The 12,405-nt window shown below is 68.9% G+C and carries 14 protein-coding genes; 3 read left to right on the top strand and 11 right to left on the bottom strand.

Annotated elements, in window-relative coordinates:
- Positions 1 to 20: 20 nt before the first annotated feature.
- Positions 21 to 491 carry an ATP-binding protein gene (locus tag BDK89_RS05985; protein WP_166657409.1) on the bottom strand — a complete coding sequence of 157 codons (471 nt, stop codon included), beginning with the start codon at positions 489 to 491 and terminating at the stop codon, positions 21 to 23.
- Positions 492 to 690: 199 nt separating this feature from the next.
- On the opposite strand from BDK89_RS05985, the gene BDK89_RS05980 reads away from it, so the two are divergent.
- Positions 691 to 1,008: an STAS domain-containing protein gene (locus BDK89_RS05980; RefSeq protein WP_133868078.1), complete on the top strand. Its 318-nt coding sequence runs from the start codon at positions 691 to 693 to the stop codon at positions 1,006 to 1,008.
- 21 nt (positions 1,009 to 1,029) lie between these two features.
- Here BDK89_RS05980 and BDK89_RS05975 read toward each other — a convergent pair whose 3' ends face one another.
- The 6 genes from BDK89_RS05975 to BDK89_RS05950 all read right to left on the bottom strand — a co-directional run bounded on the left by BDK89_RS05975 (position 1,030) and on the right by BDK89_RS05950 (position 7,353).
- The gene (locus BDK89_RS05975; protein WP_133868077.1) at positions 1,030 to 2,565 is read right to left on the bottom strand and encodes a glycoside hydrolase; all 1,536 of its coding nucleotides are present in this window, start codon (positions 2,563 to 2,565) and stop codon (positions 1,030 to 1,032) included.
- 166 nt (positions 2,566 to 2,731) lie between these two features.
- Positions 2,732 to 4,327: a PP2C family protein-serine/threonine phosphatase gene (locus BDK89_RS05970; protein WP_133868076.1), complete on the bottom strand. Its 1,596-nt coding sequence runs from the start codon at positions 4,325 to 4,327 to the stop codon at positions 2,732 to 2,734.
- A gap of 238 nt (positions 4,328 to 4,565) precedes the next feature.
- The gene (locus BDK89_RS05965; protein WP_133868075.1) at positions 4,566 to 5,351 is read right to left on the bottom strand and encodes an EAL domain-containing protein; all 786 of its coding nucleotides are present in this window, start codon (positions 5,349 to 5,351) and stop codon (positions 4,566 to 4,568) included.
- A 185-nt stretch (positions 5,352 to 5,536) separates the two neighbouring features.
- Positions 5,537 to 5,998: an ATP-binding protein gene (locus BDK89_RS05960; protein WP_133868074.1), complete on the bottom strand. Its 462-nt coding sequence runs from the start codon at positions 5,996 to 5,998 to the stop codon at positions 5,537 to 5,539.
- 89 nt (positions 5,999 to 6,087) lie between these two features.
- Positions 6,088 to 6,432 (bottom strand): hypothetical protein, encoded by a 345-nt coding sequence (locus tag BDK89_RS05955; protein ID WP_133868073.1) that lies wholly within the window; start codon positions 6,430 to 6,432, stop codon positions 6,088 to 6,090.
- 36 nt (positions 6,433 to 6,468) lie between these two features.
- Positions 6,469 to 7,353 (bottom strand): glycosyltransferase family 2 protein, encoded by an 885-nt coding sequence (locus BDK89_RS05950; protein WP_166657408.1) that lies wholly within the window; start codon positions 7,351 to 7,353, stop codon positions 6,469 to 6,471.
- A gap of 43 nt (positions 7,354 to 7,396) precedes the next feature.
- On the opposite strand from BDK89_RS05950, the gene BDK89_RS05945 reads away from it, so the two are divergent.
- Positions 7,397 to 8,386 (top strand): glycosyltransferase, encoded by a 990-nt coding sequence (locus BDK89_RS05945; RefSeq protein ID WP_133868071.1) that lies wholly within the window; start codon positions 7,397 to 7,399, stop codon positions 8,384 to 8,386.
- Positions 8,383 to 9,315, top strand: coding sequence for a PD-(D/E)XK nuclease family protein (locus tag BDK89_RS05940; RefSeq protein WP_133868070.1), 933 nt, complete (start codon positions 8,383 to 8,385; stop codon positions 9,313 to 9,315). The genes BDK89_RS05945 and BDK89_RS05940 overlap by 4 nt, the downstream gene beginning before the upstream one ends.
- Here the strand turns inward: BDK89_RS05940 and BDK89_RS05935 are convergent.
- Genes BDK89_RS05935 through BDK89_RS05920 form a run of 4 tightly spaced genes read right to left on the bottom strand, consistent with a single transcriptional unit; the run spans position 9,285 to position 12,398 of the window.
- A complete protein-coding gene (locus tag BDK89_RS05935; RefSeq protein ID WP_133868069.1) occupies positions 9,285 to 9,995 on the bottom strand; it encodes a glycosyltransferase family 2 protein in 711 nt (236 codons plus the stop codon). The two genes, BDK89_RS05940 and BDK89_RS05935, sit on opposite strands and share 31 nt — an antisense overlap.
- Positions 9,992 to 11,035, bottom strand: a complete 1,044-nt coding sequence (locus BDK89_RS05930; RefSeq protein WP_133868068.1) for a nucleotidyltransferase family protein — start codon at positions 11,033 to 11,035, stop codon at positions 9,992 to 9,994. The genes BDK89_RS05935 and BDK89_RS05930 overlap by 4 nt, the downstream gene beginning before the upstream one ends.
- Complete coding sequence (locus BDK89_RS05925) at positions 11,032 to 11,724, bottom strand: glycosyltransferase family A protein (protein WP_133868067.1); 693 nt, start codon at positions 11,722 to 11,724, stop codon at positions 11,032 to 11,034. The genes BDK89_RS05930 and BDK89_RS05925 overlap by 4 nt, the downstream gene beginning before the upstream one ends.
- Positions 11,721 to 12,398, bottom strand: coding sequence for a glycosyltransferase family 2 protein (locus BDK89_RS05920; protein WP_166657407.1), 678 nt, complete (start codon positions 12,396 to 12,398; stop codon positions 11,721 to 11,723). Before BDK89_RS05920 ends, BDK89_RS05925 begins: the two co-directional genes overlap by 4 nt.
- Positions 12,399 to 12,405 lie beyond the last annotated feature (7 nt).

Raw genomic sequence — 12,405 nt, 5'->3', positions numbered from 1 at the left:
CTGGCGTGCGTGGCCCGACGTCAGGCAGTGCGGGGTTCGATCGACACGGTGACCGCCGACCAGGCGTCGTCGGCGGAGTCGGTCAACCGCAGACCGGCCGAGCCGATCTTGCCGACCATGGCCAGGCCGCGACCCGAACATGCGGTCGCCGTCGGCAGACACCAGGCATCGGGGTGCGGCACGCCGTCGAGCGGTGCGGCCGATGCCACCGTGACCGAGACCTTCTCACCGACGCCGGCGAGACAGAGCCGGACAAGATCGGCGTGCCCGTGTTCGATGCAGTTGGTCACCAATTCCGAGACCACGAGCTGGATGTCGACGACGGTCGATGCGCCGAATCGATGTCCGCACGCCTCATTGACTGCCGCTCGGGCAGCCTTCGGGGCTCGCTCGTCGCCGTCGAGTTCGACGCACGAACGCCAGACGTCGCCAATCGGGAGGCTCAACGAAGACGAGCTCACTGCACCGTTGATCGTGGCCGACGTGGTCATGTGCGGAGCGTCTCCCGCATCGACGCGATCCAAACGCCGGCGAGCCGATCTAGACCGAATCCAGATGTTGACGGCCGTCGACCGAGACTGGCAGCATCGAGTGACCGACCCAGTGAATCGGTCACGCATCGTGTTCGATAATGCACTTATTGCGTAAAGTGCCGAGTTTCCGTGTCAAACGCTGCCAGGATGGAGAGCGATGGACCACCAATCAGACCCGAGTGTGGACGACCTCTCCGTGGAGGCCGACGGCAACCGACTCCTCGTCCGTGGTGAGATCGACGCCCACACCGCCCCCCGACTGGGTCAGGCCCTCGAAGCGATCGACGGCGACGTCGTCCTCGACCTGTCCGAGACCGATTTCGTCGACTCGAGCGGCCTGCGCGTCCTCGTGCAGCACCACCAGGCGTTCGCTGCCCGCAACTCGTCGATGGTGATCGCCGATCCGTCGTCGCCGGTCGAGCGCGTCTTCGAACTGAGCTCGCTCGACGACTTCTTCGACATCCGCCACAGCTGAACTCGGCCCGTCGCCGACTCGTCAGCCCCTCAGCGAGAACACCGACCACGGCTCGATCTCGAACCGCTGCGCCGCACCGTCGACGACGACCTCGACCAGTAGGGGTTCCTCGGTGTCGTTGTGACCGAACACGCCGACGGTTCCGTCGGTGTTGGCGAACGCAGCCAACGGCAGACCGTCGATCGTCGGCGTTTCCACGACGTCCGCATCAGGATCGGCGGCGGCCGACAGGTGCCGCATCACCGCGTACTCGGGCGTCGCCTGCGCGGTGCCGGCGGACGGATCGACCGTCAGCAACCCCCGGCACTCCTCGCACCCGCCCGGCGCCTTCGGGCCGTGTTGCGGGTCGAGCGCCAGGTTCCAGGTCAACAAGCCCGTCGACCCGGCACGGACCGCCTCGCCGACGAGTTGTCGAGCCATCCACCCGACCGATGTCCGCCACCCGCCCGTCGTCGCCGTGCACTCGGTGATGATGGGTCGGTTGACCAGCGCCATCGACGCCGGATCGCCGTCGTAGCAGTGGAAGGCGGCACCGTCGAAGGCCCCTCGTCGGAGCAGACCGGCGGCCCGTTCGGCATCTGACCAGTTGTGGTCGAGGGCGAGGAGGTCGACGCCATGGGCGTCGAGGGCCGGGGCGATCCGTTCGGCGATGGCGAGCATCTGGTCGTCGGTCATGCCGAGCGTCGGGTAGTCGCCCACGTGGCCGGGTTCGTTGCCGACGCTGACCGCCCGCAGGTCGATGCCACGATCGGTCAGCACCGAGACCTGGTCGGCGAGCAGATCGGCGTAGGCGGCCACCGAGTCGTCTCGCAGGACGCCGCCGCGCTGGTCGGGCTGGGTTCGGAACGATGCCGGCGAGGTCCATGCGGCACCGACAACCCCGAGTCCTGGCCGAACGAGTTCGATCGAGTCGAGCACGGCGAGCGACGCTTCTGCTTCCGGAGATGGGATCGCGGTGCCGTCGTCGGTCGGTTGCCACGTCCAGTCCGTGAGCGAGAAGTCGGTCGCCGAGAGAGGCAGGCGAACCAGGTCGAGGCCCGCTCCCCCGTCGGCCGGCTCGGCGAAGAGACGGACAACGGCATCGGGATGCGCAGTGAGCAGCGCAGCGGACGAGTCGGTCAGGGCTGCGCCGACTCCTTCCCAGGTCTGCCTCGTCGCGGCGGTGTCGATCTCGATGCGGTGGTCGACGCCATCGCGGTCGGTGGCAGGTCGAGCGACCAGGAACTCCCACGAGTCGGCGGTCGACGAAGCAGATCCGGCCAGGACCCGCGTCGACACCGACGGCGTCGGCACCGTGGTCGCGGTCGTCGATGTGCTGGTCTCCGGCGTGCTGGTCGGCGTCGGTGCGGGAGGGGCGGACGGCTGCGACGCCGATTCGGCACCCGTCACCGGCACGACCAGGTTCGGGGACCTGTCCCCGGCGGCTACGACGACATCGCCGGCCGACGACGAGCGACTCGCGACCGCCCCGACGGCCACACCCACGACGGCCACGGCGGCGACGGCCGCCAGGCCGATTTCGGCGGGTCGCCGTGTGCGTCGGGGGGACGTGCTCACGTCCCGGGCCATTCCCGAAAATCGGGCGAATCAAACCCCTGACCTGGGGTTTTGTCGTCAAGAGGTCATCAAGGGAGGGTCCGAGATCGGTGGCGATACCCGGGTCAGGGGATCTCCGGAAACGTCGACTCCGTCTCCGTTCCCTCCGACACCGACTCGGATGAAGTCAGGCCGGGGGTGGGAAGGGGGCGCTGCCGTCGGAGGGCACGGCGACGACCGGTTGGCCGCGCCGCAGTTCGACCCGGACGAACGACGCGTCGTCGGAGCCGGCGGTCACCAGACGGTCGACGAGCTGGGTCACCGAGTTGTGCTCGGGTCCGGACACGGCGTCGAACATCCGGGCGAGGCCGGTGTCGATGATCTCACCGGCACGCTCGACGACGCCGTCGGTGTAGACGACGAGCGAGGCATCGCCGTCGACCTCGATCGTCTCCGACACTCGCTGCTTGTTCGACGGAACGCCGATCGGGGTCGATCGCGCCCCGCTGAGCCAGCGCCACGACCCGTCCCCCGAACCGACGAGGCCCGGCGGGTGGCCGGCGGAGGCGTAGTTCAGCTGACCGGTGGCGGGGTCGTAGTAGGCGACCAGACACGTGGCATAGGTGCCGCCCGTGCACGTGTCGGCGTAGTACGCGAGCCATTCGAGCACCTGACCGCTGTCGCGGCTCATCATGACGAACGCCTGAGCGGCGAAGCGCAGCTGCCCCATCTGGATCAGGGCTTCCTCACCGTGGCCGACGACGTCGCCGATGACGATGCCGACACGGTCGTCGTCGGTCTCGATGATGTCGTACCAGTCGCCGCCGACCTCGAGCCGCTGATCGGCCGACCGGGACACGCCCTCGGCGTCGGCGAACCGGCCGTGCATCTCGGTGTCAGGTGCAAGCGCCCGGCGCAGCAGCTGCACCGTCTCGTACTGGACGCCGGCCAGCCGGGACGCGGCCTCGAGTTCGGCCGCTTCGGCGGCGACGAGGAGCGCTGCGGCGGCCATCGTCAGCAGTTGCAGCTTGGTCAGCAGGACGCCGCCTTCGGCGGAGAAACCCGAGACGGATCCGTGTCCACCCACCCATGAGGCGACGACCACGGCTGTGATCAGCATCGAACCGATCGCTGCAGCTCGGGTGCCATTGCGAGCCGAGAGGAACATGAGAGGGATGATGGCGATGAAGCCGGCCGGCTGGGTCGTCCACCAGTGGATGACGAATGCGACGCCACCCGTGAAGGCAACCGTCAGCACCGTCTCCGGGAGCGAGAAGCGCGGCAGGTCGGTTGCGAACATCGAGATGATGAGTGCGCCGACGATCATGGCCCCGAGCGCATCACCGAGCCACCATGCGGCGGCGGTATCGACGAACGGTCGGGGGGTGGTCATCCACACCGTGGTGCCCCCGACCAGCCCGCTCACGAGTGGTCCGAGCAGCACACCGCCACCGATGAACCACATCAGGTCGCTCACGCGCGCCAGGTCGATGCGATGGGAGTGTCGCGTCACTGCGAAGGCGCCGACGAGGGGGCCGAGCACATTGGCGAGCGCGAATCCGGCGAGCGGTAGTCCGATGGCGACGCCGTGCTGGATGTTGACGAACGTCTCGGCGATCGCGACGGCGATCAAGATGGGGGCCCACCGTCGGGTCGGGCTCGCGATCAAGGCGGCGAGCGCAACGCCGGCGGGCGGGAAGAATGCCGCACCGAGGCTCGACAACTCGAGCATCTCGTAGGCAGCGACGGCGCCGACGTAGTACCCGATGAGGACACCGCACACGACGAGGGCGTCGGTGCGCAGTGTCGCGACGTCGGTACTGCCGAGCCGACTCTCGGTCAGGCTCTCAGCCGCGTCGATGGGCGTGGTCGAGGTGGCGATGCTTTTTCATCGGCCCGCAGCGACGTCTCTTGACCGTTTCAAACCCATTTCGAGCCGGTCTTGACCGAACCTTGCACCAACGCTGAGCTGGCATCATGCAGATGCATGAGGTGGCCAGTGCAATCGCGTGACGGCCGTCTCAGCCGATGCTGAGCGAGCGTCCCTGCACGGCGTCGGCGCCGGCGTCGTGGAGCTTCGCGAGGTCGCCGTCGCCGACCCCGACGGCGACGATGAACACACCGTGGCGACGGCAGTAGGAGAAGAAGTTGCGAGCAGCCGCCGTCTGGTGGCCGCCGGCGACGATCGCAGCGCTGAGCGGCGGATCGAGCTTGACCACGTCAGGGTTCGCGAGCATCAGGAGTCGGGTGATCTCCGTGCCGAACGACGAGACGTGCACGGCAACCCGCACACCGGCATCGCGAATGGCATCGAGATGGGGCCGCAGCAACGACAGGCTCGGCACCGACTCGTGGTCGGTCATCTCGACGACGAGTTCGGCGCCGTCGGCGCTCGAGAGCAGCGGCAGACAGCGCGGGTCGAGCAGCGTCTCGGGTGAGACGTTGACGCTGATGAAGCCGCGACCGACGGTTGTATTGCGGACGACCTCTTCGATGATGCGCATCTCGAGTTCGGTCTTCAACCCGAGCGCATCAGCGGTGTTGAACCACTCCTGCGTCGACGCCGAGCCGGGAAAGCGGGCGAGCGCCTCCCCGCCGACGCGGGTGCGCGACTGGATGTGGACGATCGGCTCGACCGCGACGGTCGGGCGGGTATCGCTGACGAGCCGGTACAACTCGTTTCGCAGACGGTCGATCTCGGCTTCCGAGAGCGGCGTGCGTCCCTCGACGATCGGCGAGTCGCTGTCGAGCGCCACGACGGCGCTCGGCGCGTCGCCGTGGTCGGGCTGGGGGGTGGTCGTGTTCATGGCTGCTTCTTTCCGCCTGTGTTCCCTGGTGTCGCGAAGGCGTTGTGGCGTCGCTTTTTCCCACCATGCTCCGGTCCGAAACCGGAATCTGCGGACCTTGCGGATCCCTTGATGACAGTGTTACGAGCCGTGGTGGCCACCATCACAGCGTCTCGCTGTGTGGCGACGTCCATGACCCGAACCGGTCAGCGGGTAAGCCGCACGTAGGTCGAGGTGGTGCCGGCTCGATTCGAGACGAGCCGCTCGCTGACGATCTGATCGACGATGATCAGCCCTCGACCGCCCGGGGTGCCGTCGTCGGCCGGCGGCACCGGCGGCGACGGCGGGAGCACGCGTCCGCGATGGAACGTCGTGATCTCGAGCTGCCGATTGGAGCACGTGACGACTGCCGAGAACTCGGGAGCACCGTCGTGTGTGAACGCGTTGGTCGCCAGCTCGGCCAGCACCAACTGGGCATCGGCGATCTCGCTCCGGAGCCATCTCGCCGACGTCATCGTCCGCTCGAGCTCGTGACGCATCGATCGGAGGCCGGCAACGGATCGAGCGGAGATCTCGACCGGGGCGCCCGACGACGCGGCGGTGCCGTAGCCCGTGGACAGGCTCGCGGCTCCCATCATCGCCGAGTTCGGTTCTGCACTCAATCGCATTGCAAGCGGGTCCTTCCGTCTCGAAAGCCTGCGAGTGGTGCATCGGTCGCTCGGCCGGGTGACTTGAGCCCGGATCACCAGAATCTGGGTCAGGCCACGCGGCGCTCGGGCTCGGACAACCCGGTCGCCGACTCGGCTCGCTCCCACAACTCGGAGCGAAGGCGGTCGGAGCGGGGCGGATCGAGCCGGTTCGCGACCACGACACCTTCGATCATGTCGGCGACGACGGCAGGCCACGGCCGCCCCTTGAGCCGCACCGACACGATCGCGCCCTCGCCCCGCCGTCGAATGGTGCGATCGACCCCCACCAGACGCGGTGGGCACCGGAAACTCGGCCCGACCAAGCCCATCCGGCGGGCCTCGGCCGACAGGAGGCGCGCGGCAGACGCGAAGTCGGCGGACGTGGGACCGGCGGGTCGGGGGGCGGACGGCATGGTTCCCATCATGCCGAAGGGGTGTGACGAGGTTTCTCAGGACTCCACACGAACGAGCACGTCGGCCGCCGGGGTGTTGCGCGGTGATGCCCGGAGCGACCGGGCGGTGCGAACCCCGGATGCGAATCCGCGGAGCCAGGCCCGCCGGTGCGCCACACCGGCGCGATCGCCGCGAAGCCGACTCCGGATCACTCCCCCGACCCGCCGAGTCACACTGCTCATCGCATAGATCGTCGACCACGTCCCCGGAGCGAGCACCATCAACCCGGACGTGCCGGCGCCGTACCGCCGTGCCTTGTCGTCCGGGGTCGACCCCAACTCCGGGTGGACCACGACATCGGCCGGGACGAACGCCTGACGCCCGCCCGGCGTACGCGACAGTCTGGCCAGGAGCCCAGCGCCTTCCTCGGCGCCGAGCCGGTTGGCCGGACCGAGCCGCTCGTCGAAGCCGTCGACGACGTTCATCGAGTCGGTGCGCCACACGGCTGCGGGCTCGACGAACAGACGGAACGCGTTCCACGGCCTGATACGGCGCGGCCGGTCCGTTCCCCGGATCGTCGTGCCCCCGCTCGAGATCATCCGCCCACAGACCACGTCGACCCCCGGCTGACGTGCGGCGTCGAGGAGCTCGGAGACCCCCGGGAGGAGTTCGGCGTCGTCGTCGACGAAGATGACGTAGGGCGTCTCGGCATGGGCCAGGCCCAGGTTTCGGGCGTACGACACGCCCGACCGGTGCGAGTACAACCAGCGACCCGAGAAGTCGAGCGGGATGGAATAGCTCGGTTCGGCGCCCTGTTCGACCACGATCAGGTCGATGTCGACGTCGATCACCTCGGCGACGCGTCGCACCGACGCGATCGACCGCCGGCAGAGGTCGGGCCGCTGATACGTCGGGATGACGACCGTGAGTTCCGCAGTCACGCGCCGAGCGTAGTGTCCGGGGCACATCGCTAGATTCGATCCGGTGCGCGTCGCCGTCACCGTCGGACCCACCGGCTACGGAGGTACAGCGACGTACGCGCGCGAGCTCGTCGCCGCACTCGACCGACGGCGCGACGTCGACGTCGTCGCCCTCGGCTCCGACGACGCGATCGCCGAACTCTCGGTGCAGCCGAGCGAGGTCATCGCTGTCCCGGCTCGTCGCAGCGTCGAACAGCTCGGCGTCGCCGTGGCGGCGCGGCGGCTGCACGACGCAAACGTCGACGTCGTCCATGCGACCCGGCAGCTCGTACCGTTCGGCCTGCGTGTCCCGACCGTTCTCACGTTCCACGACGACTTCGCGTTGACGCGTCCCGACGACTACGACCGACTCAAACGAGTCGTTCTCCCGCCGCTGTTCCGACGTTCGCTCCGGCACGCCGACGCCGTCGTCACGCTCGACGCACGGATGGCGAGCCTCGCGACGGAGTACGTGCCGGCCGAGACGCCGGTCGTCGACGCCGGTGCAGCGGTTCCGGGCGTGCTCGCGTCGGCAACGCCCACGAGTCCGGCGGTACGTCTTCCGGACCGGTTCGCCCTCACGGTCGGCGACGGAAACCCCCGCAAGGGCATCGCCGAACTCCTCGATGTCTGGCCGACGATCGCCGAGACGACCGGGCTCCCTCTGGTCGTGGCCGGAGCCAGAGTCGCGACGCCGGCGCTGCTCGAGCGGATCGAGGAGGAGAAGACGGCCGTCCTCGTCAGCCAGCCCGACTGGGGCGAGCTCGCCCATCTGTACCGCTCCGCGACCCTGGTCGTCGACGGTTCGTACGACGAGGGATTCGGGTTCGCGAGCATCGAGGCGGCCTGGGCAGGAACGCGCTTCGTCGCGGTTCGACGCCATCGGTCGATCGAGCAGGGCATCATCGACGCCCTGGCAAGCCCAGCGCCCGCCGCCTTCGTGTCGTCGTGGGACGAGGTCGCGGACCGTACGGTGGGGGTCTACCGGAGACTGATCACCGGAACCCCATCATGACCGACAAGGCTCCCCCCGAACTCACGCCGCTGCAGAACAAGACGCTCGGGCTGCTCCGGCGAGCGCCCGATCCGCTGGTGTTCGACCAGGCGTTCGTCGCTTCGATCCGCAGCGACGTCGACGACGCCTTCGCCGAGTTCGCCGAGCGACTCGGGACGACGACCCTGTTCCTGAGCAAGCACCGCGTCACGAGCGTGCTCGGATGCGAGGTCCAGCACCTCCTGCCCGACGACTTCTCGTGGTCGCCGGCCGTCGCCGGCGGGCAGGTCGCGCATCGTGCGATCCAGATCGGCATCAACTGGCGCGGCGATCCGGTCCCGGCCGACCTGGTCGACGAGGCGATCGCACGCCTGGCCGACGAGGACACGTCACTCGGCGAGTGGATCGAGCGGCTGAGCGAAGCGGACCGCGCTGACCTCACCGGCTTCGCGGTCGACAAGGTCATCAAGTTCGTCGAGTGCTTCCCGCCGCTCGACCGGCGGGCAGCGCCGACCACCGAATCATCCGTGCGGTGGCCCATCCAGGGCCCGATCGTCCTGTCCGGCAAGGTCGACCTCACGATCGGCCGGCCGGCCGGTGCCGAGAGCCGCAAGGTGATCATCGACCTCAAGACCGGGTGGGTGTCACCGAAGCATCGTGAAGACCTCCGCTTCTACGCCCTCGTCGAGACACTCCGCACCGGCGTTCCACCGCGCAAGTTGGCGTCGTTCTACCTCGATGCCGGCGAGCCGGTCGTCGAAGACGTCGACGAACGGATCCTGCTCACGGCAACACGACGCACCCTCGACGCCATACACGCCGAGATCGAACTCCAGGTCGAGGGGCGGACGCCGGTCAAGCGTCCGGGTGTGTCGTGCAAGTGGTGCCCGATGGCCTCGGAGTGCGACGAGGGCCAGGCCTACTTGGCCGCCGACGACGACCGGTCCTGACTCGCTCGCCGTCGAGCGCGGCGGCGGTACACCTCGAAGATTGCCCGATCGACGGCCTCCTCGTCCATCACGAGGTTGTCGCCATGGATCCGCCGCCTCACCACGACGTCGTCGATCGTCACCATCGACAAGCCCGCATCGGTGAGGCGGACGACGAGATCGATGTCCTCGCCGTAGCGGAGCGACTCGTCGTAGCCACCGATCGACTCGAAGTCGGACCGTCGGAGCAGCACCGACGAGAAGTAGGTACGTTCGCCGCGCTCTGCTCGCGCCGCCTCCTGACGGGGCAACTGGACTCCGTCGGCGACCACGAGTTCCTCCTGTCCGAGGACGAACGACCGGTCGGGTGAGGCGGTCAGCACCTCGATCTGACGGACCAGGCGGTCCGGGACCATGAGATCGTCGCTGTCGAGGAAGGCGACGACCGGGGCGACCGACGACGCCACGCCGGTGTTGCGCGCGGCCGACTGTCCCCGGTTCGGTTGGTGGATCGCCGAGACGGCGGGATGCGCCGCTGCCAGGCGATCGACCAGATCGGATGTCTCAGGCCCGGAACCGTCGTCGACGACGACGATCTCGACGTCGACCCCGATCGCAGCGAGGGCACTGTCGACCGCATCGGTGACCATCGGACGATCGAGGACCGGGACGACGACGGCGACGGACGGCGAGCGGGTCACGCTGCGCCTCGGAACCGTCGTGTTCGATCACGAAGCCGACGTGCGAGTCCGGCCGGCAGTTCGCCGACATGCGACAGGTGCCACCGTTCGGCGAGCAGTTCGGGGCCGGCTGCGACCGCTCGGCGTCGACCGAGTCGGCCCACGGTGGTCGACCACGAACGTCGGGCCGCCTCGAGCCGGCCGATGGGAGCGACGGCGTCGATCCAGCGGTCGTCGGTCGGGTCGAGCACCTGGTCGACGACCGTCGACCATCGGGCGGCCGCGTCGTCGAGACCCCAGCGACCGGCGACGGCCCGGACCATCGAACGGTCGAACGTCGCGCTCTGCCGGACGCGGCACAGGTCGAGCAGAGCGCTCGGCACATCGATGCCCGCTGCGAGATCACCGCACCGGGCGACGAAGGCTGCGTTGGGCTCGAGCGCATGGGCCTGGCGTTCGCCGACCTCGATCTCGACCGTATCCGTCCACCAGTCGGCCGTTCTCCGGACTCCGGAGGTCGGCAGCCACCCCAGCGTCGTCCATCGTTCGTCGACATGCAGCGGTGTCCCGACGTGCAAACGCACGCGTCGAGCGACGCGCTCCTCGGGACGGCCGTGCGCGCCGACGCCGACGAGCGCAGCATGGGCCCGCACCGCATCGTCCGCGCGAACCAGCAGATGGGTGTCGTCCGCCCACCGAACCCCTGGTCGGTCGGCATACCCCCATGCGTTCGCCGACCACGCGAGACCACCGGCGACGGCCACGTCGAGACCGGCCGATGCGAGGACGTCGATCGGCTCGGCGAGCCAGCGCGCCGTCAGCTGTTGCTCGACCCACCACTTGCGCTGGAAGCCTCGCAGTCTCGGCAGTTCGGGAACGTCGGCGCCGGCATCGGAGAGATTGCGGCCGATCGACGGCAGGAGTCGGCCGAGCTCCCGGTCCCAGATCTCGTCGAGGTCGAAGTCGTCGGGCAGCGACTGCCACGCGTCGATGGATGCGACGCCGGTCGAGGTCGCTGCCCGGAGCAACGCGGCGAGCCGCTGCCGCTCGCGCGGCGTCATCGCCGACCCGATTCCCTCGCCCGCTCTGCCCGACGCCGGAGGAGGAGGAACAGAGATCGCCCGACCGCCGGGTCGTAGACAAGGTTGTCGCCCAGGATCCGCCGGGTGATCACGACGTCCCCGAGGTCGACGACCTCGTTCCCCGCCTCTTCGAGCCTGATCAGGAAGTCGACGTCCTCAGCCAGCCGCATGGTGTCGTCGAACCCGCCGACCGCGTCGTACTGCGCCCGCGAGAGCAAGACCGATGTGTGGTACAGCGTCTGCCCGGTCGACATCCGGGTCGCGATGTGGTCGGGCGGCTCCACGCCGGGGGCGATCTCGACCCGCTCGTGGCCGATCACCACGACCTGGCCCGGCGCCTCACGCCACGCGTCGATCTGCCGCTGCAGCCGGCCGGGCTCCATGAGGTCGTCGCTGTCGAGAAAGGTCACGAGTTCGGTCGAGCTCGCCGCGACGCCGGCGTTGCGGGCAGCGGCGGGCCCGGCGTTGTCCTGGGCCACGACGCTCACCCGTCCCCCCGACGTCTCGGCGAGGCTCGTCAGGACGGCGAGCGTGTCGTCGGACGAGCCGTCGTCGACCAGGACGATCCGGGCGGGGACATCTTGTCGCACGATGCTGGCGACGGCGTCGCCGACGACGCTCCCCCGGTTGTAAACGGGCACGACGACCGTGACATCCGGCTGCGTCACTGTTTCCCGTCCTCACGATGTTGGGCTGCCGCCTGGCGTGCTGCGCGGAGCCACGCCTCGATCTGATCGGACGAGCGGGTGACCGCGCTGTGGTTGGTGAGGTGGAGGCGACGCCGCATCAGCACCTCGTCGACGGCGACCGAGGGAACATCGGGAGCGAGGCCCGACACCCACTCGACCCAGCTGCCGCTCTCCTGGAGGGTCGGCGAGGAGGTCGTGCACGTCGACCTCGTGGTGAGCAGCGACGACACGAGCCGTGCCGCGTGGTCGAGGAACGGTTCGCGTCCCTGATATTCGTCGGGGGACAGTTCGGGCGACACGAACTCGTCGAGCTTCGTCCAACAGAGCAGTGGTCCGGCCGGGTCGAAGTCGGCGACGGCATCGAGTTGGCGCTCGAGCTTGTGCGGCAGCCACACATCGTCGGCGTCGCAGAACGCGATCAGCTCGTGCGACGCCGATTGCACGCCGTAGCCGCGCGATCGTTCGGGATGGCCGAAGTCGGCGCGTTCGATCCGGACGCGCGGGAGGACGCGACGGGCGAGGTCGGCGGAGCCGTCGGTGGAACGATCGTCGACGACCAGGACTTCGGATGCCGGGCGGGTCTGGGCCCCGATCGCTTCCAACGTCTCGGCCAGGTACGCCACACTGTTGTGCATCGGGACGACCACCGTCACGGCCAGA

Source organism: Ilumatobacter fluminis (genome assembly GCF_004364865.1).
GTDB classification, from domain to species: Bacteria; Actinomycetota; Acidimicrobiia; order Acidimicrobiales; family Ilumatobacteraceae; genus Ilumatobacter; species Ilumatobacter fluminis.
The sequence above is the reverse complement of the archived record's forward strand: the minus strand, read 5'-3'. Positions and strand labels throughout refer to the sequence as shown.

Bases quoted from the DNA above. Each gene is read 5' to 3' on its own strand.
- BDK89_RS05985 (WP_166657409.1), bottom strand. From the start codon at position 491: ATGACCACGTCGGCCACGATCAACGGTGCAGTGAGCTCGTCTTCGTTG.
- BDK89_RS05980 (WP_133868078.1), top strand. From the start codon at position 691: ATGGACCACCAATCAGACCCGAGTGTGGACGACCTCTCCGTGGAGGCC.
- BDK89_RS05965 (WP_133868075.1), bottom strand. From the start codon at position 5,351: ATGAACACGACCACCCCCCAGCCCGACCACGGCGACGCGCCGAGCGCC.
- BDK89_RS05960 (WP_133868074.1), bottom strand. From the start codon at position 5,998: ATGCGATTGAGTGCAGAACCGAACTCGGCGATGATGGGAGCCGCGAGC.
- BDK89_RS05955 (WP_133868073.1), bottom strand. From the start codon at position 6,432: ATGCCGTCCGCCCCCCGACCCGCCGGTCCCACGTCCGCCGACTTCGCG.
- BDK89_RS05940 (WP_133868070.1), top strand. From the start codon at position 8,383: ATGACCGACAAGGCTCCCCCCGAACTCACGCCGCTGCAGAACAAGACG.
- BDK89_RS05930 (WP_133868068.1), bottom strand. From the start codon at position 11,035: ATGACGCCGCGCGAGCGGCAGCGGCTCGCCGCGTTGCTCCGGGCAGCG.